The sequence below is a fragment of the Streptomyces sp. NPDC047042 genome (genome assembly GCF_040644035.1).
GTDB lineage: Bacteria > Actinomycetota > Actinomycetes > Streptomycetales > Streptomycetaceae > Streptomyces.
The window spans coordinates 87,466-111,422 of the sequence record NZ_JBEYVP010000007.1 but is presented as its reverse complement, the minus strand read 5'-3'; the positions used below and the strand labels follow the sequence as shown (position 1 = coordinate 111,422).

20 protein-coding genes are annotated in these 23,957 nt (G+C 69.7%); 6 read left to right on the top strand and 14 right to left on the bottom strand.

Going from position 1 to position 23,957, the window contains the following annotated elements:
• Positions 1–110 precede the first annotated feature (110 nt).
• Together ABZ855_RS09720 and ABZ855_RS09715 are read right to left on the bottom strand one after the other, a co-directional pair.
• Positions 111–2,294, bottom strand: a complete 2,184-nt coding sequence (locus ABZ855_RS09720; protein WP_360803681.1) for a serine/threonine-protein kinase — start codon at positions 2,292–2,294, stop codon at positions 111–113.
• Positions 2,295–2,672: 378 nt separating this feature from the next.
• The gene (locus ABZ855_RS09715) at positions 2,673–4,379 is read right to left on the bottom strand and encodes a glycerol-3-phosphate dehydrogenase/oxidase (RefSeq protein ID WP_360803678.1); all 1,707 of its coding nucleotides are present in this window, start codon (positions 4,377–4,379) and stop codon (positions 2,673–2,675) included.
• Positions 4,380–4,675: 296 nt separating this feature from the next.
• On the opposite strand from ABZ855_RS09715, the gene ABZ855_RS09710 reads away from it, so the two are divergent.
• Positions 4,676–5,884 carry a nucleotide sugar dehydrogenase gene (locus tag ABZ855_RS09710; protein ID WP_360803675.1) on the top strand — a complete coding sequence of 403 codons (1,209 nt, stop codon included), beginning with the start codon at positions 4,676–4,678 and terminating at the stop codon, positions 5,882–5,884.
• Between the two features lie 725 nt (positions 5,885–6,609).
• On the opposite strand, the gene ABZ855_RS09705 is transcribed toward ABZ855_RS09710, so the two are convergent.
• The 4 genes from ABZ855_RS09705 to ABZ855_RS09690 form a co-directional block, all read right to left on the bottom strand.
• Positions 6,610–7,734, bottom strand: coding sequence for a GuaB3 family IMP dehydrogenase-related protein (locus ABZ855_RS09705; protein ID WP_319212972.1), 1,125 nt, complete (start codon positions 7,732–7,734; stop codon positions 6,610–6,612).
• Between the two features lie 116 nt (positions 7,735–7,850).
• Positions 7,851–9,353: an IMP dehydrogenase gene (guaB, locus tag ABZ855_RS09700; RefSeq protein ID WP_319212973.1), complete on the bottom strand. Its 1,503-nt coding sequence runs from the start codon at positions 9,351–9,353 to the stop codon at positions 7,851–7,853.
• A 182-nt stretch (positions 9,354–9,535) separates the two neighbouring features.
• Entirely contained in the window at positions 9,536–10,123 is a 588-nt protein-coding gene (locus tag ABZ855_RS09695; protein ID WP_053741094.1) for a sigma-70 family RNA polymerase sigma factor, read from the bottom strand.
• A gap of 369 nt (positions 10,124–10,492) precedes the next feature.
• Positions 10,493–11,104, bottom strand: coding sequence for a response regulator transcription factor (locus tag ABZ855_RS09690; protein ID WP_003948568.1), 612 nt, complete (start codon positions 11,102–11,104; stop codon positions 10,493–10,495).
• Positions 11,105–11,507: 403 nt separating this feature from the next.
• On the opposite strand from ABZ855_RS09690, the gene ABZ855_RS09685 reads away from it, so the two are divergent.
• Positions 11,508–11,834: a WhiB family transcriptional regulator gene (locus ABZ855_RS09685; RefSeq protein WP_360803669.1), complete on the top strand. Its 327-nt coding sequence runs from the start codon at positions 11,508–11,510 to the stop codon at positions 11,832–11,834.
• A 31-nt stretch (positions 11,835–11,865) separates the two neighbouring features.
• On the opposite strand, the gene ABZ855_RS09680 is transcribed toward ABZ855_RS09685, so the two are convergent.
• Positions 11,866–12,765 carry a LysR family transcriptional regulator gene (locus ABZ855_RS09680; RefSeq protein ID WP_319212976.1) on the bottom strand — a complete coding sequence of 300 codons (900 nt, stop codon included), beginning with the start codon at positions 12,763–12,765 and terminating at the stop codon, positions 11,866–11,868.
• Between the two features lie 139 nt (positions 12,766–12,904).
• Here ABZ855_RS09680 and ABZ855_RS09675 point away from each other — a divergent pair, with 139 nt between their 5' ends.
• The 3 genes from ABZ855_RS09675 (at position 12,905) to ABZ855_RS09665 (ending at position 15,285) form a co-directional block, all read left to right on the top strand.
• Positions 12,905–13,567, top strand: a complete 663-nt coding sequence (locus ABZ855_RS09675) for an MOSC domain-containing protein (RefSeq protein WP_360804177.1) — start codon at positions 12,905–12,907, stop codon at positions 13,565–13,567.
• Between the two features lie 143 nt (positions 13,568–13,710).
• Entirely contained in the window at positions 13,711–14,484 is a 774-nt protein-coding gene (locus ABZ855_RS09670; RefSeq protein WP_360803666.1) for an SDR family oxidoreductase, read from the top strand.
• 93 nt (positions 14,485–14,577) lie between these two features.
• Positions 14,578–15,285, top strand: a complete 708-nt coding sequence (locus tag ABZ855_RS09665) for an ester cyclase (RefSeq protein ID WP_360803663.1) — start codon at positions 14,578–14,580, stop codon at positions 15,283–15,285.
• A 120-nt stretch (positions 15,286–15,405) separates the two neighbouring features.
• Here the strand turns inward: ABZ855_RS09665 and groL are convergent, their stop codons facing one another.
• The 4 genes from groL to ABZ855_RS09645 form a co-directional block, all read right to left on the bottom strand.
• Entirely contained in the window at positions 15,406–17,028 is a 1,623-nt protein-coding gene (groL, locus tag ABZ855_RS09660; RefSeq protein ID WP_319212982.1) for a chaperonin GroEL, read from the bottom strand.
• Between the two features lie 147 nt (positions 17,029–17,175).
• Positions 17,176–17,484 (bottom strand): co-chaperone GroES, encoded by a 309-nt coding sequence (gene groES / locus ABZ855_RS09655; protein WP_006377800.1) that lies wholly within the window; start codon positions 17,482–17,484, stop codon positions 17,176–17,178.
• 369 nt (positions 17,485–17,853) lie between these two features.
• On the bottom strand, positions 17,854–18,606 hold the full coding sequence (locus ABZ855_RS09650; protein WP_360804174.1) for a polysaccharide deacetylase family protein: 753 nt from the start codon (positions 18,604–18,606) through the stop codon (positions 17,854–17,856).
• Between the two features lie 26 nt (positions 18,607–18,632).
• A complete protein-coding gene (locus ABZ855_RS09645) occupies positions 18,633–19,589 on the bottom strand; it encodes a polysaccharide deacetylase family protein (protein ID WP_360803660.1) in 957 nt (318 codons plus the stop codon).
• A gap of 90 nt (positions 19,590–19,679) precedes the next feature.
• On the opposite strand from ABZ855_RS09645, the gene ABZ855_RS09640 reads away from it, so the two are divergent.
• Complete coding sequence (locus ABZ855_RS09640) at positions 19,680–20,864, top strand: methyltransferase domain-containing protein (protein WP_360803657.1); 1,185 nt, start codon at positions 19,680–19,682, stop codon at positions 20,862–20,864.
• Between the two features lie 66 nt (positions 20,865–20,930).
• Here ABZ855_RS09640 and ABZ855_RS09635 read toward each other — a convergent pair whose 3' ends face one another.
• The 3 genes from ABZ855_RS09635 to ABZ855_RS09625 all read right to left on the bottom strand — a co-directional run bounded on the left by ABZ855_RS09635 (position 20,931) and on the right by ABZ855_RS09625 (position 23,917).
• Positions 20,931–22,160, bottom strand: coding sequence for a sigma-70 family RNA polymerase sigma factor (locus ABZ855_RS09635; protein ID WP_360804171.1), 1,230 nt, complete (start codon positions 22,158–22,160; stop codon positions 20,931–20,933).
• 163 nt (positions 22,161–22,323) lie between these two features.
• A complete protein-coding gene (locus ABZ855_RS09630; protein ID WP_319213487.1) occupies positions 22,324–22,680 on the bottom strand; it encodes a YciI family protein in 357 nt (118 codons plus the stop codon).
• A 148-nt stretch (positions 22,681–22,828) separates the two neighbouring features.
• Complete coding sequence (locus ABZ855_RS09625; protein ID WP_360803653.1) at positions 22,829–23,917, bottom strand: LCP family protein; 1,089 nt, start codon at positions 23,915–23,917, stop codon at positions 22,829–22,831.
• Positions 23,918–23,957: the final 40 nt, after the last annotated feature.

The following is a 23,957-nucleotide window of genomic DNA, read 5'->3' as shown; positions in this document are numbered from 1 at the left end:
TACGTCCCGTTCTGCATGCGTACGGTCCGCAACCACTCACGATACGTGCCGGAGGCAACTCACCAAGAGAGGATGCGAGATCTCACGGCCTCAACTCGGAAGCGCAGGCATCACGATTTCGGCTCGAACGTCTCCGTGAACGTCCGCCATGTCTCCTTGCGCTGCCCACTGTCCCAATTCGACGCCTTCGCCGTGTACATGAGCCCATACCCGAGTTGCCCGCTGACGACGAACCCCCGGTCCACCGACCGATACGTGGTCCCGCCCTCCGCGTAGGTGAACTCCCAGTCGGCCGCGTTCCAGCCCCGGTAGTTCACCTTCTCTATTCGGATCCGGTCGTACTGCGAACGCGTCATGTATTGCTCTTGGTTCTTCCAGTCCGCCACGGGATCACTCTTGGGTGTCGTGGTCCACCCGACGAGGAGCTTCTGCCCGTCAGGTCCGGCGAACCGGGCGCCCGCGGTCCCCGTGGACTCGTACTTCCACCCGGCGGGGAGCCCGATGGAGAACCCCTGACCGCCCTTGTGCGTGGACACGCGCCCCGCCGCACCGGACCCGGTCGCCGACGCACTGGGCGAGTTCGCCGGCCCCGCTCCCGCCCCCGGGCCGGTGCCCGCCTCCGTGCCCTTCGTGGCGTCGGCGCTCTGGCCGCCGTCCGTACGGGTGCCGTCGTCGGTGGTCTCCTTGCCCCCGTCGCCCGCCTTGTCCCCCTTGTCCTCCTTGGTTTCGGCGGAGCCGGAGGTCGCGGACGTCACCTTGTCGCCGGCGCTCTTCCCCCCGTCGGCGTCGGTGGAGTTGTCACCGCCGAGCACGAGGGCCAGCACCACACCGAGCACGATGACCGCGACGACCACCACCGCGATGATCACCAGCGTCCGCTTCGGCACGACGTCGGTGATCGGCGCCCTGGGCACGGACCGGGGCGGCAGATCCGGCGGCGGCACCACGGGCCACCCCGAACTCCGCCCGCCGGTCACGGGGTTACCCGCCTGAGGCACGCTGTCCCGAGCCTGCCCGTCCCGGGCGCCGGGAACGACGGCCCCCCGAGCAGCACCCCCGGCCGGCTTCCCGGACTCCCCTTTGCCGCCGCTCTTCGCAGCCTCGTCCGCCGCACCGGCGGAAGCCACACTCCCGGAGACCGCGGTCTCGGAGGCCGCCGCCCCCGCACCAACACCGGTCCGGCCGGGGTCGCCGGGGTCGGCGGACTTCGTCCGCACCGCCGCTCCCGCCCCGGCGCTCGCCGCGACGGCCGCCTTCTTCACCGACCGGAACGCGCCGCGCAACCGCTCCCCGGCCTCCTCGCCCCGCTTGCCCCCGGAGCCCGAATCGGCGGAACTCCCGCTCTCCGCGCCCTTGTCGGCCCGCTTGCCCTTGCCGGGAACGACCGGCAGCGGCACCACCTTCGTGGCGTCCATGGGCTCCAGCTCGGCCGGCTTGGGCTCGGGCGCGTGGATCACCGCGTTGAGCATCTTGCGCGCACCGGCGTCGTCGAGCCGCTTGGCGGGATCCTTGGTGAGCAGGCCGTAGATCACGTCCCTCAGCGGACCCGCGTTCTTCGGCTCCTCCAGCTGCTCCGTCATCACGGCGGTCAGCGTCGCGATCGCGGACCCCTTGTCGTACGGCGGCACGCCCTCGACCGACGCGTACAGCAGCCCGCCGAGCGACCACAGGTCGGCGGCCGGGCCGGGCTTGTGGCCTCGGGCCCGCTCCGGCGAGATGTAGGAGGGCGCGCCGACGAGCATGCCGGTCGAGGTGATCGACGGGTCGCCCTCGACCTGTGCGATACCGAAGTCGGTGAGGACGACCCGGTCGTCCTCCGACATCAGCACGTTCGACGGCTTCACATCACGATGCAGGATGCCCTCGCGGTGCGCGGCCCTGAGCACGTCGAGAATCGCGAGGCCCACCTCGGCAGCGCGCTGCGGCTCCAGCAGCCCGTCCTCACGGATGACCTCGGCGAGCGACTTGCCCTCGACGAGCTCCATCACGATCCACGGCCGGTCGTCCTCCTCGACCACGTCGAAGACGGTCACGGCGCTGTTGTTGCGGATCCGCGCGATCGCCTTGGCCTCGCGCAGCGTCCGGGTGATCAGCCGCCGCTTCTCCTCCTCGTCGATGCTGCCCGGGAACCGCAGTTCCTTGACGGCGACCGTCCGCCCGAGGGTCTCGTCCTGCGCGCGCCAGACGGTGCCCATGCCGCCGCGGCCGAGGACTCCTCCCAGCCGGTACCGCCCGGCGAGGAGACGCTCACTCCTGTCCTGACGGGATGCTCCCGCCCGCTCCGCCTCCGACATGCGTCCCCTCATGCAACCCGCCCTGACAGAGCCTCCATTGTCCCTCACCCGACAAGCGGCCGGTGCCCCGGGTGCCCCTCGGGACGGACGGCGGCCCGTGGGGAGGGAGGTCGCGTGAAGCACATGTTCTGCCGTCCCACCAGCTGTCACTGTCTTCCCCCCTCCCCGATGAACACGGACCCGAGCGCGGGGCCCGGCCTTCGAACCGGCCCCGTCCGCCGCCGGGTTCTGCCCCGGCACCTCGTAGAACGGACGGGTGCCGAGCGAAGATCCCAGCTCACGACACTCGTTCGAGTGAAGCTCACGTGTTCGACGAGAACGCGCCGCCAGGAGTCGGGAGTTCGGAGCCGGGGTCCGAACGGGAAGTTTTGCCGACCGTCAGAGCGGCACGATGTCCGGCGCGCCCAGTCGTGCCGCGTCCGCCGTCAGGTCGTCCGGCTGCCGCTGCGACTCGCGTTCCGCCTCCACCCGCTTGTTGTAGTGCTCGACCTCACGCTCGATCTGGTCCTCGTCCCAGCCGAGGACGGGTGCCATCAGTTCCGCCGCCTCACGAGAGCTGCGCGTCCCCCGGTCGAACGTCTCGATCGAGATCCGGGTCCGCCGCGTCAGCACGTCGTCCAGATGCCGCGCGCCCTCGTGCGAGGCCGCGTACACGACCTCCGCCCGGAGATAGTCCTCCGCCGCCTTGAGCGGCTCGCCGAGCGAGGAGTCCGCGGCGATCAGGTCGAGGACCTCCTGCGCCAGTGAGCCGTACCGATTCAGCAGGTGTTCCACCCGCACCACATGGAGGCCGGTCCGCGCGGCCGTCCGCGCCCGGGCGTTCCACAGCGCGCGGTATCCCTCGGCTCCCAGCAGCGGCACATCCTCCGTCACGCACTCGGCGACCCGCTGGTCGAGTCCGTGCACCGCCGCGTCGACCGCGTCCTTCGCCATCACCCGGTACGTCGTGTACTTGCCGCCCGCCACGACCACGAGCCCCGGCACCGGATGCGCCACGGTGTGCTCGCGCGACAGCTTGCTGGTGGCGTCGGACTCACCGGCGAGCAGGGGCCGCAGACCCGCGTACACACCTTGGACGTCGTCCCGCGTCAGGGGCACCGCGAGCACCGAGTTCACATGTTCCAGCAGATAGTCGATGTCGGCGCTGGAGGCCGCCGGGTGGGCCTTGTCCAGGTCCCAGTCGGTGTCCGTCGTCCCGACGATCCAGTGCCGGCCCCACGGGATCACGAACAGCACGGACTTCTCGGTGCGCAGGATCAGCCCGGTCGTCGAGTGGATCCGGTCCTTGGGCACCACGAGATGGATGCCCTTGGACGCCCTGACGTGGAACTGCCCGCGCTCGCCGACCATCCCCTGGGTGTCGTCCGTCCACACGCCCGTGGCGTTGACGATCTGCCGGGCGCGGATCTCGTACTCCCCGCCGCCCTCGACGTCCTGCACCCGGGCGCCTACCACTCGCTCGCCCTCACGCAGGAATCCGGTCACCCGCGCGCGGTTGGCGACTTTCGCGCCGTACGCCGCCGCCGTGCGCACCAGGGTGGCCACATAGCGGGCGTCGTCCATCTGTGCGTCGTAGTACTGCAACGCTCCGACCAGCGCGTCCTTCTTCAAGGCGGGCGCGACGCGCAAGGCGTGACGGCGGCTCAGGTGACGGTGCGCCGGCAGGCCCCGTCCGTGCCCGCGGGCCATGGACATCGCGTCGTAGAGCGCGACGCCCGCCCCGGCGTACAGCCGTTCCCAGCCCTGGTGCTGAAGCGGATACAGGAACGCCACCGGCTTCACCAGGTGTGGAGCGAGCCGCTCCAGCAGCAGCCCGCGTTCCTTCAACGCCTCCCGGACGAGGGCGAAGTCGAGCATCTCCAGATAGCGCAGGCCACCGTGGATGAGCTTGCTCGACCTGCTCGAGGTGCCCGACGCCCAGTCACGGGCCTCGACCAGCCCCGTGGACAGGCCGCGGGTCACGGAGTCGAGCGCGGTGCCCGCACCGACCACGCCGGCGCCCACCACCAGCACGTCCAGCTCACGCTCGGCCATTGCTGCCAGTGACTCGGCGCGTTGTGCCGGTCCCAGTGCCGCTGTCCTCATCGCTGCCTCCCGGTGTCGGTCGCGCCGGCCGTCTCCGTACGACCGGCCGGCTGTGTCCCGCCGTACGTCTGCGCCTGCCCGAATCCCCCTGCCCGAATTCTGACCGGGTTGCCCGACTTCGGCCACCACCCGCCCTCAGCCTGTGGACAACCTCCACGGAAACACCTGTGGAAACTCGCCCACCCAATCCCGCATATCGGTCATATTTACTCCTAGTCTGACATTGCGCTCGCCCGTCCAGTCCACAGGGTTTGCGCACCTGTCCCGCTTCGGCTACTGGGAAGGACGGCCCACGCATGCCCGCAGACCTCGCCGTCATCGGACTCGGACATCTCGGCCTGCCGCTGGCCCAGGCCGCAGTCGCCGTCGGCATCCCCACCCTCGGTTACAAGACCGGCCCCGAAACCGGTTCCCTCACCGCGGCGGAACTGCGCCGGATGCTCTCCGGGGGCTTCCGGACGGCCGCCGGCCCCGCCGAGCTCGGCCGCGTACGCACCGCCGTCATCTGCGCCCCCACCCCGCGCGGCGCCGACGGCACGCTCGACCTGAGTCAGGTGGAGGCAGCCGCCCGCACCCTCGCCGCCCGTCTGCGCCCGCACACCACGGTGATCCTCGAATCACCGGTGCAGCCGGGCACGACGGAGGAATTCCTGCGCCCCCTCCTCGAAGAGGGCTCCAGGCTGCGGGCGGGCCGCGACTTCCACCTCGCCTACTCCCCCAGCCGCGTCGACCCCGGCAACCGCGACTTCACTCCCGCCAACACCCCCAAGGTCATCGGCGGCCTCACCCCCGCCTGCACCGAGTCGGCCGCCGCGTTCTACGGCCGGCTCACCGACAAGGTGGTACGCGCGCGTGGACCACGGGAAGCGGAAACCGTGCAGCTCCTTGAGACCAACTTCCGGCACGTCAACATCGCCCTCGTAAACGAGATGGCCGTCCTCTGCCACGACCTGGGCGTCGACCTGTGGGACGTCATCCGCTGCGCGGAGACCAAGCCGTTCGGCTTCCAGGCATTCCGCCCCGGCCCGGGGGTGGGCGGCCACGCCGTCCCCCAGGACCTCGCCAACCACACGGGCCGCACCCTGCGCATGGTGGAACTCGCCCAGCAGGTCAACAACCACATGCCCCAGTACGTCGTCCAGCGCGCGGCCACCCTTCTGAACGAGCACGGCAAGTCGGCCCGGGGCGCCCGCGTACTGCTCCTCGGCGTCACCTACAAGCCCGACCTCGCCGACCAACAGGGCTCCCCCGCCCAGGAGATCGCGATCCGCCTGATGGAACTGGGCGCCTCCGTCAGCTACCACGACCCCCACATCCCGTCCTGGAGCGTCCTGGACCGCCCCCTCCCGCGCGCGGACTCCCTCTACGAGGCGGCGGCCGACGCCGACCTGACGATCCTGCTCCAGCAACACCGCACGTACGACCTCCAGGGCCTGTCGGTGAAGGCGCAACTGCTGCTGGACACGCGGGGCGCGACTCCTACGGGGGCGGCGCATCGGTTGTGAAGGGGGGCGCGTGGGGCACGGCGGGCTCCAGCGATGGTGGCAAGCGGCTCCCCACGCCGGTACCGTGAAACAGGTGGAGCCCACCGCAGCGGGTACTGCGGCAGGCTCCTGAAAAGTGAACGGAGTGTCCACCCCTAGTCTTCGTGGGGGTGGCCGCTCACCATCCGTATGTCCACAAGATGCACCACCTCCGGCACCGGGCCGCCCGACGGTGAATCCGGTACCGTACAAAAGGTGGAGCCCACCGCAGGGGCACTGCGGCAGGCTCCTGAAAAGTGAACGGAGTGTCCACCCCTAGTTCTCGTGGGGGTGGCCGCTCACTTTCCGTAGGTCCACAAGAGACACCTCCTCCGGAACTTGACCGCCCGAAGACGGATCCGGTCCCAGCGGGTGGGCTTGCGGTGACGCCCCATGGGTGCGCCCCCTTCCATGACGCCGCCCAGTCAGCCCGGTGGACGGTCCATTGGAATTCGGGCCGGGCCCCGAGGGCGGGGTCCGGATCGTCATCCTTGGAAGGGGGCGCCCCAGAGGACTGGGGTCGCCGAAACAGACGCTATCGCCCCGGCACGCCCCTTCCGCGCGCATTCGCCCCGAACGCAACCGTGCGCCCCCACCCGCAAAACGCGCCCCACCAGCGTCACTTGGACACACGAAGGGGCCCGGTCACCACACGGGTAACCGGGCCCCTTCGACCTCACTCAAGCCGAGCGCGGCGTCATCTCACGTCACCGCATGTGCGTCGAGTCCGCCACCGTCACCTCGACGCGCTGGAACTCCTTGAGGTCGCTGTAGCCGGTCGTGGCCATCGCGCGGCGCAACGCGCCGAAGAAGTTCATCGAGCCGTCCGGGATGTGCGAGGGGCCCATGAGGACCTCCTCCACCGTGCCGACCGTGCCGAGGTCCACCTTCTTACCGCGCGGCAGCTCTTCGTTGACGGCCTCCATGCCCCAGTGGTGGCCCTTGCCGGGCGCGTCCGTGGCGCGGGCCAGCGGGGAGCCCATCATGACCGCGTCGGCGCCGCAGGCGATCGCCTTGGGGAGGTCGCCGGACCAGCCGACGCCACCGTCGGCGATCACGTGCACGTACCGGCCGCCGGACTCGTCCATGTAGTCGCGGCGGGCCGCGGCCACGTCGGCGACCGCGGTGGCCATCGGGACGCGGATGCCCAGCACGTTGCGCGTGGTGTGCGCGGCGCCGCCGCCGAAGCCGACCAGCACGCCGGCCGCGCCGGTGCGCATCAGGTGCAGGGCCGCGGTGTACGTGGCGCAGCCGCCGACGATCACCGGGACGTCCAGCTCGTAGATGAACTGCTTGAGGTTCAGCGGTTCGGCGGCACCGGAGACATGCTCCGCGGAGACCGTCGTACCGCGGATGACGAAGATGTCCACGCCCGCGTCGACGACGGCCTTGGAGAACTGGGCCGTGCGCTGCGGGGAGAGCGCGGCGGCGGTGACCACGCCCGAGTCGCGCACCTCCTTGATGCGCGCGCCGATCAGCTCCTCCTTGATGGGAGCCGCGTAGATCTCCTGGAGGCGGCGGGTCGCGGTGTCCGCGTCGAGCTCGGCGATCTCGTCGAGCAGCGGCTGCGGGTCCTCGTACCGCGTCCACAGGCCCTCGAGGTTCAGGACGCCGAGGCCGCCCAGCTCGCCGATGCGGATCGCGGTGGCCGGGGAGACGACCGAGTCCATGGGGGCCGCCAGGAAGGGCAGCTCGAAGCGGTAGGCGTCGATCTGCCAGGCGATCGAGACCTCCTTCGGGTCGCGCGTACGACGGCTCGGGACGACGGCGATGTCGTCGAAGGCGTACGCCCTACGGCCGCGCTTGCCGCGCCCGATCTCGATCTCAGTCACGTGTGTGGCCTCTCCATCCTTGGTTGTGCGCCTCCCAGTATCCCCGACGGGTACGACAAAGGCGGTCCCGGAGTACTTCCGGGACCGCCCCGCGCACGTCCGGTTACCGCTCGCGCCTACTTGCGGCTGTAGTTGGGCGCCTCGACCGTCATCTGGATGTCGTGCGGGTGGCTCTCCTTGAGGCCCGCCGAGGTGATACGGACGAAGCGGCCCTTGGTCTCCATCTCGCTGACGGTGGCCGCCCCCACGTATCCCATGGTCTGGCGCAGACCGCCGACGAGCTGGTGCAGGACCGCGGCCAGCGGACCGCGGTAGGGCACCTGGCCCTCGATGCCCTCGGGGACCAGCTTGTCGTCGGAGCCGACCTCGGCCTGGAAGTAGCGGTCCTTGGAGTACGACTTCGCCTGGCCGCGCGACTGCATGGCGCCCAGCGAGCCCATGCCGCGGTACGACTTGAACTGCTTGCCGTTGATGAACTGCAGCTCGCCCGGGGACTCCTCGCAGCCCGCCAGGAGGCTGCCCAGCATCACGGAGTCGGCGCCGGCGGCGAGCGCCTTGCCGATGTCACCGGAGTACTGCAGGCCACCGTCACCGATCACCGGGATACCCGCGACGCGGGCCGCGAGGGCCGCCTCGTAGATGGCCGTCACCTGCGGTACGCCGATACCGGCGACCACGCGCGTGGTGCAGATGGAGCCGGGGCCGACGCCCACCTTGATGCCGTCGACGCCCGCGTCGATCAGGGCCTGGGCGCCGTCACGCGTGGCCACGTTGCCGCCGATCACGTCGACGTGGACGCTCGACTTGATCTTCGACATCCAGCTCAGGGCGTTGCTGTTGTGCCCGTGCGAGGTGTCGACGACCAGGAAGTCCACGCCCGCCTCGGCGAGCGCCTGGGCGCGCTCCAGCGCCTCGGGGCTGGCGCCGACGGCCGCGCCGACCAGCAGGCGGCCCTCGGTGTCCTTGGCGGCGCTCGGGTACTTCTCGGCCTTGACGAAGTCCTTGACCGTGATGAGGCCCTTGAGGAGACCGGAGTCGTCGACCAGGGGAAGCTTCTCGATCTTGTGGCGGCGCAGCAGCTCCATGGCCTCGGTGCCGGAGATGCCGACCTGGCCGGTGACCAGCGGCATCGGCGTCATGACCTCGCGGACCTGACGCGAGCGGTCGGTCTCGAAGGCCATGTCACGGTTGGTGACGATGCCGAGCAGCTTGCCGTTGCCGTCCGTCACCGGGACGCCGCTGATGCGGAACTTGGCGCACAGCGCGTCGGCCTCGGCGAGCGTCGCGTCCGGGTTCACGGTGATCGGGTCGGTGACCATGCCGGACTCGGAGCGCTTCACGAGGTCGACCTGGTTGACCTGGTCCTCGATGGAGAGGTTGCGGTGCAGTACGCCCACGCCGCCCTGCCGGGCCATGGCGATCGCCATGCGCGACTCGGTCACCTTGTCCATCGCCGCGGAGAGCAGCGGGATGTTGACCCGGACGTTGCGGGAGATGAGGGACGAGGTGTCGACCGCGTTGGGCAGCACTTCGGATGCGCCCGGCAGCAGCAGCACGTCGTCGTAGGTCAGCCCGAGTGTCGCGAATTTGGCGGGCACTCCGTCGACGTTGGCAGTCATGACACCTTCCCCAAAGCCTTGATCGGTGCGGATGTCCATGCTAACGGGAAGCACGGCTCCCGAATTCCACAGTGCGAGGTGCCCCTGGGCTTCGTATGTTCGTACGGAATCGACTATTCGTACGGAGCCGGCGCCCCGGCCGTTCACCCGCAGGCCGGTAACAGGGGCCGCCGCTGCGGGCTTTACTGCTCCGCGAGCGCCCGGAGCCGGCTCAACGCGCGGTGCTGGGCGACACGTACCGCTCCGGGTGACATTCCCAACATCTGGCCCGTCTCCTCCGCCGTGAGGCCGACCGCGATGCGCAGCAGGAGCAGCTCGCGCTGGTTCTCGGGGAGGTTGGCCATGAGTTTCTTGGCCCACTCGGCGTCACTGCTGAGGAGGGCCCGTTCCTCGGGGCCCAGGGAGTCGTCGGGGCGTTCCGGCATCTCGTCCGAGGGGACCGCGGTCGAACCAGGGTGGCGCATCGCGGCTCGCTGGAGGTCGGCGACCTTGTGGGCTGCGATCGCGAAGACGAAAGCCTCGAACGGGCGTCCGGTGTCGCGGTAGCGCGGCAGGGCGAGGAGTACGGCGACGCAGACCTCCTGCGCCAGGTCCTCCACGAAGTGGCGCGCGTCGCCCGGCAGTCGGGACAGCCGGGTGCGGCAGTAGCGCAGGGCGAGGGGGTGGACATGGGCGAGCAGATCGTGCGTCGCCTGCTCGTCCCCGTCGACGGCGCGGTGGACGAGCGCGCCAATCACCCCATGGGCATAAGCCGCCTCGTCGTCACGCATCGGACCATGGTGCCTTGGCGCCGCTCTCTCCGTGGCACCGCGTCCGTTGTTGTGCACCGAAGCGTTATGAGCAGGTGCGCCGGAACTCATCTCCTGCGCCCTCCCCTTCCGCTCGACCGACTCGTCCCCGAGGAACTCCACACCTCAAGGATGCGGCATCCGCGGCGAAACGAGCAGTGGGCACCCGGCGGGCCGTTTCCTGACCCCCGCCCGCCTTGCGGCAGGCGGGGACTTCCGCACCCCGGGTTCGCCTGGCGATGTCCACGCCGCTCATCACTGCTGACCTGCGATTCTGCTGGGGTCCCGGGGGTCCGCGGCGGCAGCCGATGCCGGAGTCCCCGGGTGGGTGCGACCCCCGGCGAGGTCCACCTAACGGACCAGACCCCACCGGAAACCGAGCGCCACCGCGTGCGCGCGGTCCGAGGCGCCGAGCTTCTTGAACAGGCGCCTGGCGTGAGTCTTCACCGTGTCCTCGGAGAGGAACAGCTCGCGCCCGATCTCCGCGTTCGACCGGCCGTGGCTCATGCCTTCCAGGACCTGGATCTCACGCGCGGTGAGCGTCGGCGCGGCGCCCATCTCGGCCGAACGCAGCCGGCGCGGCGCGAGGCGCCAGGTCGGGTCTGCCAGCGCCTGCGTCACCGTGGCCCGCAGTTCGGCGCGCGAGGCGTCCTTGTGCAGATAGCCGCGGGCACCGGCGGCGACGGCGAGCGCCACACCGTCCAGGTCCTCGGCGACGGTGAGCATGATGATGCGCGCTCCGGGGTCGGCGGACAGCAGCCGCCGGACCGTCTCGACGCCGCCCAGACCGGGCATGCGTACGTCCATCAGAATCAGGTCCGAACGGTCGGCACCCCAGCGGCGGAGGACTTCCTCGCCGTTGGCCGCCGTGGTCACGCGCTCGACACCGGGCACGGTCGCGACCGCGCGGCGGAGCGCCTCTCGGGCAAGCGGGGAGTCGTCGCAGACGAGGACGGATGTCATGGCCGCCCTCCGCAGCTGATGCGCGTCACCTTGAGCCTCCAGGCTGGTACTAATCGTCACCTGTGCGGTTGACGCTCGACCGAATATCCCGGCAGTGGGTACTGCCGCCCGTCCGAGCGCTTGTTCCTCCAACCGCCTCCGCACTCTCAACGACGGTCACTCGAAAGAGTTACGGGGCTGTGTGTCGTCTTCGGCACTCTACGTGAGGGCGCGCACACGGTGCAGACATGCACGACAGACCCACAACGTTTCATCACAACCTATGCCCCATTCAGCCGTTTTTCTTCCCTTTTATTGGTGTCTGAGGCTAGATTCGCAATGAGTCATATTTTCATCTCCTTAGATCGTAGTTGTACGGTCGAGGGCACCATCTCAGCCCAGAACGGCAACAAGGGGACATGTAATGGCAGATTTCTCCCGCCTTCCCGGTCCGAACGCGGACCTCTGGGACTGGCAGCTCCTCGCGGCGTGCCGTGGGGTCGACAGCTCGCTCTTCTTCCACCCGGAGGGAGAGCGCGGTGCGGCACGGAGCGCTCGCGAGAACTCGGCCAAGGAGGTCTGCATGAGATGCCCGGTCCGCGCGCAGTGCGCGGCACACGCGCTGGCGGTGCGTGAGCCCTATGGCGTGTGGGGCGGGCTGACCGAGGACGAGCGCGAAGAACTGATGGGGCGGGCCCGCAACCGTCTGGTGTCGGCGTCGACCGGCGGAGAGCTCGGTTCGAACAACTGAAGGAACGTTTCTCCTCGGGCCGGGGCCCGGCTCAGGTCCGCGTCGCCGCCCGTGCCAACTGGTCCAGCGTCGCCGCCACCGCCGGCACCTGCGCCAGATCGGGCAGCGTCAGCGCGACGATCTCCCGCCGGACCGCCGGTTCGAGCGTCACCGTGCGCGCACCCCGCGGGCGTACGGACTCGATGGCGAGCTGGGGCAGCACCGCGACGCCCAGGCCCGCGCCCACCAGGCCGACCACCGCGGGATAGTCGTCGGTCGCGAAGTCGATGCGCGGGGTGAAGCCCGCGCTCTCGCAGGCCTCGACCAGCTGACCCCGGCAGCGCGGGCAGCCGGCGATCCATGGCTCGGCGGCCAGTTCACCGAGGGCGACCGATTCCGCGCGGGACAGCCGGTGCCCTTCGGGTACGAGACCGACGAGCCGGTCGGTGAGAAGGGGGCGCACCACCAGGTCGTCCCACTCGCCGGCGCCCGCGGCACCCTCGTACCGGAAGGCGAGGGCCACGTCGCAGTCACCTTCGCGCAACAGTTCGACGGAATGCGGGGGTTCGGCCTCCTCGAGCGAGACCCGGGTGCCGGGGTGGGCGGCACGCAGGGCGGCGAGCGCGGTCGGCACGAGGGTGGAGCTGCCACTGGGGAAGGAGACCAGCCGGACCCGCCCGGCCCGCAGGCCCGCGATCGCGGCGACCTCCTCCTCCGCCGCCGTGAGGCCCGAGAGGATGCCGGCCGCGTGCCGCACGAGCGCCTCGCCCGCCTGCGTCAGTCGCATCTCGCGTCCGCTGCGGATGAGCAGCGGCGTGCCGACCGAGGCCTCGAGCGCCTTCATCTGCTGGCTGACGGCGGGCTGGGTGCAGCCCAGCTCGCGGCCCGCCGCCGAGAAGGAGCCGGTGGTGGCCACGGCACGCAGGACACGGAGATGACGCGCTTCGATCATTTCTCGATCATAAGTGATCCTTGGGCATTGAGGAGAATAATGCGTGGTTGCTTTGGGGATGAGTGACTTAGCGTGTGGTCGTGGTCATGAATCCAGCGAACGAGGGGTCGGCGTGACGAGTACGGGGGCGAGTGTCGCGATGAAGGTGTTGTCCGTGAACGTGGGTCGTGCGCGGCCCGTGCCGTACACGGATCATCCGCAGGGCACGGGCATCGACAAACAGCCGATGGACGGGCCGGTGCGGGTGGCGCCGCCCGGGCCGAGGGGGATCGGCGGCAGTGGTCTGGCCGGGGACGCGGTGTGCTCGAAGGAGCACCACGGGGGTGACGAACAGGCGGTGTACGCGGTCGCGCGCGAGGATCTCGACGAATGGGAGCGCGAGCTGGGCCGCCCGCTGCGATCCGGGATGTTCGGCGAGAACGTCACCACCCAGGGTCTGGACGTGTCCGGCGCGCTGATCGGTGAGCGCTGGCGGATCGGTTCCGAGGTGGTCCTCGAGGTCACCAGCGGGCGCATCCCCTGTGTCACCTTCCAGGGCCATCTGGGTGAGAAAAGGTGGGTGAAGCGGTTCACGGAGCGAGGTGCGCCGGGTGCCTATCTGCGGGTGATCGAGCCGGGTGAGATACGGGCGGGTGACCCGGTCGACATCGTGCACCGGCCGGAACACGAGGTGACGGTCGCCCTGTACTTCCGGGCTCTGACGACCGAGCGGGCACTGATGCCCCGGCTGCTCACGGCCGGTGCGGCGCTGCATTCGGAGGCGGCGCGGGCGGTTCACGCGTATGTGGAGAAGTACGGCTGACGCGCGGGAGTGGCACGGCTGCTGACGAGGGCTTACGTCCCGGCTGCGAGCGGGGACTTCACGAGAGGGAGGGAGCGGAAAGGGAGCAGGCAGCCGGCAGGCGGCGGGCGGACGGTCACAGCCCGGGTCACTAACCTTGCGCCATGACAACGGCTTTGATTACGGGATCGACCGCGGGAATCGGCGCCGCGTTCGCGCGGCGGCTGGCGGCCGACGGCCACAACCTCGTCCTGGTGGCGCGCGACGCCAAGCGGCTCGGCGAGCAGGCGACCGAACTGCACGACCGGCACGGGATCGAGGCGGAGGTGCTGAGCGCCGACCTCGCCACGGACCCGGGCATCGAGGCGGTGGCCGCTCGTCTCGGCGACCGCAAGAACACGGTCGATCTGCTGGTCAACAACGCCGGGTTCGGCAACAAGGGCCGCTACCTCGACGTGCCGATGGCGGACGAGCTGAGAATGCTCAAGGTGCACTGCGAGGCGGTGCTACGACTGACCGGCGCGGCGGTCGAAGCCATGCGGGAGCGGGGGCGCGGGGGTGTCGTCAACGTGGCGTCCGTCGCCGCCTTCGTGCCGCGCGGTACGTACGGGGCGTCGAAGGCGTGGGTCGTGCAGTTCACGCAGGGGGCGGCGAAGGACCTGGCGGGAAGCGGGGTGCGGCTGATGGCGCTGGCTCCCGGCTTTGTGCGCACCGAGTTCCACGAGCGGGCCGGGATGGGGACGGACAACATCCCGAACTGGATGTGGCTGGACGCCGACAAGCTGGTCGCGGCGGCGCTCGCCGACCTGGCCCGGGGCAAGTCGCTGTCGATTCCGGACCCGCGCTACAAGGCGCTGATGGGCGTGGTGAAGGTGACTCCCAGGTCGCTGCTCGGCGGGATCTCGTCGAAGACGGGGCGAAAGTACGGGCCGCAGTGACCCACTTACGGGACGGTGTGCAAGAGGTGGTGGCGCGACTCCGGTGGGAGTATGGAGAGAGGTACCGGACCCAGGGGGGCCGGAGGCGGCGCCATGACGTTCGTACAGCTGATTGATTGCAAGACCAGTCGGTTCGACGAGATGAACCGGTTGATGGACACCTGGGTCGAGCAGACCAAGGGGAAGCGGTCCGCGACGCATGCGGTGATCGGCAAGGATCTCTCGGACTCGTCGCACTTCGTGGAGATCGTGGAGTTCCCGTCGTACGAGGAAGCGATGCGGAACTCGAACCTTCCGGAGACCGACCGGATCTTCCGGGAGATGGTCGCCCTGTGCGACGAGATGCCGACGTTCACCGATCTGGACGTGGTGCGGGACGAGCAGTTGTGCGCGGATTCGGCGCGGCGGTTCTTCGAGGTCATCGCCACCCGGGGTGAACTGCCCCCGCTCAACGACCTGTTCGTGGAGAGCTACCACGACCACGATCCGTCCAACGAGCAGGATCTCATCGGGCTGGACGCGGCCCGGCGCGAGATGCAGATGTGGCGTGAGAGCTTCGACTTCGCGTTCACCGTTCACGACCAGATCGCTCAGGGCGACCGGGTCTGCACCCGCTGGACGTGGAACGGGACTCAGCGGGGTGAGTTTCTCGGGATTCCCAACAGCGGCAAGAAGGCCTCGATGACCGGCATGACCACCCACCGGTTCGACGGGGACGGGAAGATTGTCGAGGGCTGGTGGGAGTACGACCGGCTGGGGCTGATGGCGCAGCTCGGGGCGCTTGACTCGCTGGAGCAGTAGCGAGAGCCGGGAAGGGTGGAGCAGTGGGGGCAGGGGAGGACATCGGACCGCCCGCGAAGGGAGAAACCCCCCGTTCCGGCCAGGAACGGGGGGTTTCTTCGTGCCGTGTGAGCTGCCCGCTCAGTGGGCGTGGCCGTGGCCACCGGCCGCGGCCGGCTCTTCCTCTTCCTTCTTCTCGACGACCAGGGTCTCGGTCGTGAGGAGGAGGGAGGCGATCGAGGCCGCGTTCTCCAGGGCGGAGCGGGTGACCTTGACCGGGTCGATGACGCCGGACTTGACCAGGTCGCCGTACTCGCCGGTGGCGGCGTTGAAGCCCTGGCCCTTGTCGAGCTCGGCGACCTTGGAGGTGATGACGTAACCCTCCAGGCCGGCGTTCTCGGCGATCCAGCGCAGCGGCTCGACGGCGGCCTTGCGGACGACCGCGACACCCGTCGCCTCGTCGCCGGTCTTGTCGAGGTTGCCCTCGAGGATCTTCACGGCGTGGACGAGCGCGGAGCCACCACCGGAGACGATGCCCTCCTCGACCGCGGCGCGGGTCGCGGAGATGGCGTCCTCGAGACGGTGCTTCTTCTCCTTCAGCTCCACCTCGGTGGCGGCGCCGACCTTGATCACGCACACGCCGCCGGCCAGCTTCGCGAGGCGCTCCTGGAGCTTCTCGCGGTCCCAGTCGGAGTCCGTGTTCTCGATCTCGGCCTTGATCTGGTTGACGCGGCCGACCACGGCGGCGCTGTCGCCACCGCCGTCGACGATGACCGTGTCGTCCTTCGAGATGGTGACGCGGCGGGCGGTGCCCAGCACGTCCAGGCCGACCTGGTCGAGCTTGAGGCCGACCTCCTCGGCGATGACCTCGCCGCCGGTGAGCGCGGCCATGTCGCCGAGCATCGCCTTGCGACGGTCACCGAAGCCGGGGGCCTTGACCGCGACCGCGTTGAAGGTACCGCGGATCTTGTTCACGACCAGGGTCGACAGGGCCTCGCCCTCGACATCCTCGGCGATGATCAGCAGCGGCTTGGAGGAGTTGGTCTGGATGACCTTCTCCAGCAGCGGCAGCAGGTCCTGGATGGAGGAGATCTTGCCCTGGTGGATCAGGATGTACGGGTCGTCGAGGACGGCCTCCATACGCTCCTGGTCGGTCACCATGTACGGGGACAGGTAGCCCTTGTCGAAGGCCATGCCCTCGGTGAAGTCGAGCTCCAGGCCGAAGGTGTTGGACTCCTCGACGGTGATGACACCGTCCTTGCCGACCTTGTCCATCGCCTCGGCGATGAGCTCGCCGACCTGCGCGTCCTGCGCGGAGAGCGCGGCGACGGCGGCGATGTCGGACTTCTCCTCGATCGGGCGGGCGGTCGCGAGGAGCTCCTCGGACACGGCCTTGACCGCGGCGTCGATGCCCTTCTTCAGGGCGGCCGGGGAGGCGCCGGCGGCGACGTTCTTCAGGCCCTCGCGGACGAGCGCCTGGGCCAGCACAGTGGCGGTGGTCGTACCGTCACCCGCGATGTCGTTGGTCTTGGTCGCCACCTCCTTCACCAGCTGCGCGCCGAGGTTCTCGTACGGGTCGTCGAGCTCGACCTCGCGGGCGATGGTGACACCGTCGTTGGTGATGGTGGGAGCGCCGAACTTCTTGTCGATGACGACGTTGCGGCCCTTGGGGCCGATCGTCACCTTGACCGTGTCGGCAAGCTTGTTGACGCCGCGCTCAAGGGCGCGACGGGCGTCCTCGTCGAACTTCAGGATCTTCGCCATGGGAGCGATTCAGCCCTCTCGGAAATTTGGGAGAAACGAACTGCGCCCCCAGCACCCGGCTTGTTGAGAGTCGCGGGGGCCAGGGGCGCAGTCACTGCAATGCTGGTAGTACCGGTGCTACCGGTATCACCGGTGAATCCGGGTGAATTACTTCTCGACGATCGCGAGCACGTCGCGAGCCGAGAGGACGAGGTACTCCTCGCCGTTGTACTTCACCTCGGTGCCGCCGTACTTGCTGTACAGCACGATGTCGCCGGTCTTCACGTCGAGCGGCAGGCGCTCGCCGTTCTCGAAGCGGCCCGGGCCCACGGCCAGGACGACGCCCTCCTGGGGCTTCTCCTTGGCGGTGTCCGGGATGACCAGGCCAGAGGCCGTGGTCTGCTCGGCTTCGAGCGGCTGGACCACAATGCGGTCCTCGAGCGGCTTGATGGCAACCTTGGAGCTGGTGGTCGTCACGATCCGACCTCCCCCTTCGGAGATCTCACGGGGTTAACTGTCTGAGGTGGCGACCAGGTGGATCCGTCGTCGCGGGTGCCGGACCTGCCCGTCGCTGTTGGCACTCTCCAGGGGGGAGTGCCAGACCTGAGACTATGACTGCGATTAGCACTCGGTCAAGCGGAGTGCCAATGCCGCCGGCGGTTTCGCGGGGTTTTTGGTGGGCGTGGGGTCGGGTGAGGTGCCGTTCGTCGGTGTGAGCGGCGCTTCTGGGGGCTGTGCCCCCAGGCCCCCCTTCGGCCCTGGACGGGCCTTGTCCTCAAGCGCCGGACGGGCTGAGAGTTCCTGAGCGGCGCTGAGAAGTGCGGGCCCCGGCCTGGGTTCGTGGGATCAGAGGTAGTTTTCCAGGCGGCCAACTGTCAGGCCCTTCTCTCGGATCTCGCGGAGCAGGCCCACCGTTCGCTCGACCAGTGGGGGGCCCACCGCGACGATGTCCCCGGGGCCGAGGGGCTGCCGGCCCTTTGTCCACAGGACCACCGCCGAGATTCCGCAGTCCGCGGACGCTCTCAGGGTGGTCGGGTCGTAGGTGCCGTAGGGCGGGCGGAACAGGCGGGGGCGCAGGCCGAAGCGTTTTCGGAGTTTGTCCTGTTGGCCGCAGATCTCGGCGCGCTGGCCTGCGTACGGCAGGCCCCGCAGGGGCTGGTGGTCCAGGGTGTGGTTCTGGACGTTCGCGCCGACCTCGCGCAGGCGGGCGAAGTGGGCGTAGCCCGGGCCCACGACGCTGTCCGTGAGGAACATGCTGACCGGGAGGCGCAGTTCGCGGACCAGGTCGACGAACCGGGGGTCGCGTTCGGCGCCGTCGTCGTAGGTGAGGAAGACGACCTTGTCGTGGGTCGGGACGTGGTCGACGACCGGCGGGAGGCCGGGGCCCGCAGCGTGGAGACGGGGGCGGAGGGACGCGGGCGGAGCCGGGGGCAGGGGGGCCGGCAGGCCCCAGCGGCGGTACGCGTGCGTGTCGCCGGGCGGGGCGTGCGTACGCGCTGCCTGTCGGGCCGCGTGGGCCGCCTTGCGGCCGAGGCGTTCGATGGGGTCCACGGACTGGGCGCAGCCGGTCGCCGTTGTCGCCAGGAGGGTGGCGGCCATGAGGACTGCGGCTAGGGGGCGGGCGGTCACAGGTAGTCCTCCAGGCGGGCCACCGCGTATCCCTTGGCGGTGACGAGCTTCATGAAGCGGCGGATCATGTCGGGCATCGTGCCCTTTCCGTCGGTCTTGCCCCGGAAGTGGCTGAGGACGATGTCACCCGGATGGAGGTCCCGGTCCGCCTCTCGGTAGTCCCAGTGGTCCGCGAAGACCTCCTCGTTCCACAGCGGGACGTACTTCACGCCGCATGACTTGGCTGCCCGCAGGCTGTCCTCGTCGTAGTTGCCGTAGGGCGGGCGGAAGAGGGCGGGACGGGTGCCGTAGCGCTTCCTGATCACCTCCTGCATGCCGCAGATCTCGGCCTTCTGGCGCTCGTAGGACAGGGCGGGCAGGTAGGGGTGATGGAGGGTGTGGTTGTTGAGTACGACGCCCCGGTCGCGCATCTTCCTGAAGTAGCCGTAGTCGTCCTTGACCAGGTAGTCGCTGAGGAAGGCCGTGTACGGGATCTTCAGTTCGCTCGTCATCCGCAGGAACGCCGGGTCCTTCTCGGCGCCGTCGTCGATCGTGAGGAAGACGATTTTTTGGCGGGTGGGGATGGTGGTGAAGACGGGAGGCAGGCCGCGTTTCGCGTGGTCGTCCACCTCGAAGCCCTTGCGGGTGGTGAGTCTTGGCTTGCGGGCGGGGGGCGGCGGTGCGAGCAGCGGGGGGTCGGTCAGGCCCCAGCGTCTGGCCGCTGCCGCGCGGGTGGCGTAGGCGCGGCGCAGCTTCTGGGCGTATGCGTCGAGGGCGCGGGCCGGGGGCGCGTGGAGTTGCGGCTGGCCATCGTGTTCTGGCTGGTGTCCGGCGGGTGCGGGGGCCGGGTGTACCGGTTTCGCGGGGGCCGCGGCCGCGCAGCCGACCGCGAGGGTCAGTACGGCCGTCCCGGCGCACAGCCTGATACAGGCCCGCGTTGCCCACTTTTTGTCATTTTGTCCTACTGTCCGCATGGTGTCGGATCTTCCCAGGGCGCCGCTGCCCCGCCGGTCCGACACCGGCGCGGGACGCGTGCCGTCCACCGTCTGGCTCACAATGACCCGGTGAACGACCTCGCCGCTTCCCTCGCCGCCTTCGCCGCTCTGCTCACCCCGGACGGCCGCGCCCTCCTCGACGAGGTGCGCGGCACCGAGCCGGCCCGTGAACTGACCGTCGCCACCCGGCTGCGGCGCGAGCACCCCGCCGAACTCGTCTCGGCGGCGCTCGGCCAGGAACGTCTGCGGCAGCGGGCGGTGGCGAAGTTCGGGGCCGGGGACGCCGGGCGGATGTTCTTCACGCCCAACGGGGTCGAGCAGTCGACTCGGGCGAGCGTGGCCGCGTATCGGGCCGAGCGGTTCAGGGAGTTGGGCGTCACCTCCGTCGCGGACCTGTGCTGCGGGATCGGGGGCGACGCTCTCGCGCTCGCCCGGGCCGGGATCCGTGTCCTCGCCGTGGACCGGGATCCGCTCACGGCCGCCGTCGCCCGTGCGAATGTCGAGGCCCTGGGCATCGGGGATCTGGTGGAGGTGCGGGAGGCCGACGTCACCGAGGTCGACACGTCGGCGTACGACGCGGTGTTCGTCGATCCCGCGCGGCGTGGGGGACGCGGGAGGATCTTCGACCCCGAGGCGTACTCACCGCCGTTGTCGTGGGCCGTGGAGGCGGCGCGGAAGGCTCCGCTGGCCGCGCTGAAGATCGCGCCCGGCGTGCCGCACGAGACGATTCCCGCCGACGCCGGCGCGGAGTGGATCTCGGACGGCGGCGATGTGAAGGAAGCGGTGCTGTGGTTCGGGACCGGGCCGGGGGTCGTACGGGCAACTCTGTTGCCGGGGCCGCGTGTTCTGGTCGGGCGCGGGCTGCCGGATCCCCAAGTGCGGTCGGTGGGACGGTATTTGTACGAGCCCGATGGTGCCGTCATCCGGGCGCATCTGGTCGCGGAGGTGGCCGAGGAGGTCGGCGGCGGGCTCGTCGACGAGACGATCGCCTATGTGACGGCGGACGAGTTGCGGGCCACCTCGTATGCGACCGCGTACGAGATCACCGATCAACTGCCGTTCGGCGTGAAGAAGTTGAAGGCGTTGCTGCGGGAGCGGGAAGTCGGGGTGCTGACCGTGAAGAAGCGGGGGTCGGCGGTCGAGCCCGAGGAGTTGCGGAGGATGGTGAAGCCTCGCGGGGGGAACTCGGCGACGGTTTTTCTTACTCGGGTGGCGGGGGCGCCGGTGATGCTTTTGGGGCGTCCCGTGCGGTGAGCTCCGCTGGTTGGGCGGTTTTTACGTGCGGGTGGGTGGGGGCTTGTCGCGCAGTTCCCCGCGCCCCTAGCGCCCCTGGGGGGCGCACTCCATCGCGCGGCTTCTCAGCAGGTGCCGTTCTTGTTCGTTGCTGGTCAGGGCTGCTGCTCTGAGGAATTCCGCTTTTGCTTCTGCCTTGCGGCCCAGGCGTAGGAGGAGGTCTGCTCTGACGCTGGGGAGCAAGTGGTAGTCCTGTAGGGCCGGTTCGGTGGTGAGGGTGTCGATGATGTGGAGGGCCTGCGCCGGGCCCTCGGACATCGAGATGGCCACCGCTCGGTTCAACTCCACTACCGGGGACGGGGATCGGGTGGCGAGGGCCGTGTACAGGGCGGCGATTCGGGGCCAGTCCGTGGCCTCGTAGGAGTGGGCGTGGGCGTGGCAGGCGGCGATGGCGGCCTGGAGGGCGTACGGGCCCGGGCCTGACGTTGTTGTCGTGGCGCCCGCCGCCTCCGCTCGGGCCAGGGCTGTGAAGCCGCGGGCGATCAGCATGCGGTTCCAGCGGGCGCGGTTCTGGTCCTTCAGCAGCACCGGTTCGCCCGACGGGCCCGTGCGGGCCGCCGTGCGGGACGCCTGGAGCTCCAACAAGGCTGTCAGCGCGTGCACTTCGGGCTCCTTGGGCATCAGGCCCGACAGCACGCGGGCCAGCCGCAGGGCGTCCTCGCAGAGGGCGGGGCGCAGCAGGTCGTCGCCCGCTGTGGCCGCGTAACCCTCGTTGAAGATCAGGTAGATGACCTCCAGGACCGAGCCCAGGCGGGCCTCGCGCTCGGGGCCGTACGGGACCTCGAAGGCGACGTTCTTCGTCGCGAGAGTTCGTTTGGCGCGGACGATCCTCTGGGCGACCGTCGCCTCGGGGACCAGGAAGGCGCGGGCGATCTCGGGGGTGGTGAGGCCGCCGAGGAGGCGGAGGGTGAGGGCGATTCGGGCCTCGGCGGAGAGCACCGGGTGGCAGGCGGTGAAGACCAGGCGGAGCAGGTCGTCGTCGATGTCGTCGGGGACGGACGGTTCGACGGGCGGGATGGTCGTTTCCAGGCTGCGGCCGATCTCCGCCAGCTTGCGGGCGTACGTCTCACGGCGGCGGACCAGGTCGACGGCGCGGTGCCTGGCGGTCGCCATCAGCCAGGCGCCCGGGTTGTCGGGGACGCCGTCGCGGGGCCACTGTTCGAGGGCGGCGACCAGGGCGTCCTGGGCCAGTTCCTCGGCGATGCCTATGTCCCGGACGGTGCGGGTGACGGCCGCGATGATGCGGGGGGACTCCAGGCGGAAGACCGTTTCGACGGTCTGTTCGGTCGCGGTGTCGGAATTCGCGGTGCCGGAGGTCGCGGTGTCGGAGTTCGCGGTGTCGGAGGTGGGCTGCTGGGTCACAGCCCACCATCAGACACCGTCGGCGGCTATCGGCCAAGGAAGCCCTTCGCTCGGCCGCTCAGCCCTCCGCGATCTCGCGCACCTCGCAGGTGACCGTCCAGTGCTCCTCGTGGACCTTCAGGAAGCGCTTGGTCCACTCCAGGGCCTCGGCCTTGTCCTTGCACTGCATGATCGCGTAGCCGCCGACGACCTCCTTGGACTCGGTGAAGGGGCCGTCGGTGACCGAGATCTTGCCGTCCTGCCAGTGCACACGGGTGCCCTGCGCGGTCGGGGTGAGGCCGGCGGTGTCGAGCATCACGCCTGCCTTGGTGATCTCCTCGATCAGCTCGCCCATGCGCTGCATCAGCTCGGGGCTCGGGCCCTCCGCGGGGGCGGTCGCTTCGTCGATCTGCACGAGGGAGAGGTATCGGGGCATGGGCTTCCTCCTTGGGCGGGGCCCAGACCTCTTCCGGGCTCTCACCTGTGCGTCGAACGGGCAGGGCCTGGATCGACACGGCTGCGGAAGTTTCTTCGGGAATTTTTCCCCGGGGTCGTTTCCGCAGCTCAGAAGGGAGCGCGCTGTCTCAGTGCAAGGTCGCCCACAGTTCCGCCGCCTCCGGTTCCTCGGCGACCACCCGGTTGGGGTCCGATGCCGCCGTCACCACCGGCATCGTCACCGTCGTCAGCTCGTCCGCCGACAGGCCCTGCAGGCTCTGGCCCAGGCTCATCAGCTTGCTGAGCGAGTTGAGGCCGGTGTCCGTGGTCAGGCTGGCCGTCGCCACGTCGGCGACCCTGTACAGCTTGGCCGGGCTGGTCAGGAGGTTCGTCGAGGAGATCTGTCGGAGGAGGGCCTTGACCAGTTTCTGCTGGAGGCCTATTCGGCCCAGGTCGCTGCCGTCGCCGATGCCGTGGCGGGTGCGGGCCAGGGCGAGGGCCTTGGTGCCGTCGAGGTGGTGCTCGCCCGCCTTCAGGTCGAGGTGGCTGTCGTCGTCGTGGATGTCCTCGTCCGTGGTGACCGTCACGCCGCCGAGCGCGTCCACGAGGTCCGCGAAGCCGGCGAAGTCGATCTCCAGGTAGTGGTCCATGCGGACGTTCGTCATCGACTCCACCGTCTTGACCGCGCAGACCGGCCCGCCCACCGAGTACGCCGTGTTGAACATGACCCCGGACACCTCGGCCGTCGAACCCCCGTCCGGCAGCGGGCAGGACGGGCGCGTGACCAGCGTGTCGCGCGGGATGCTCACGATCGTCGCCTTGGTGCGGCCCGCGTCGAGGTGCACGACCATCGCGGTGTCGGACCGCGCGCCCTCGCTGCTGCCGCCGCCGAGCGCCTGGTTGCGCTTGCCGCTGCGGGAGTCCGACCCCAGGACCAGGATGTTCAGCGCCTCGCTCGGCAGCGGGGACGCCGAGGCGGACGGGCCTGTCGTCGGCAACGACTGCGTCTTCGCCGGGCGGTTGTCGCCGAGCGCGCTGTCGATGTCGACGCTCTTGATGTTGTGGTTCAAATGCCAGTACGCGTATCCGGCGCCCATGGCTGCGAGCACCAGGGTGCCCGCCAGGGTGAAACCGACGGCCTTCAACCAGCGTGACGACCGTCGGCCCACCACCTTCCGGCCCACCTGTCTTCCCGCGCCCCCGTCGTCATCCGACGTCTGTTCCTCGTCTCCCGTCACACAGAGGAACGTACGTCCGAATTATTACGAGCGGGGGCGC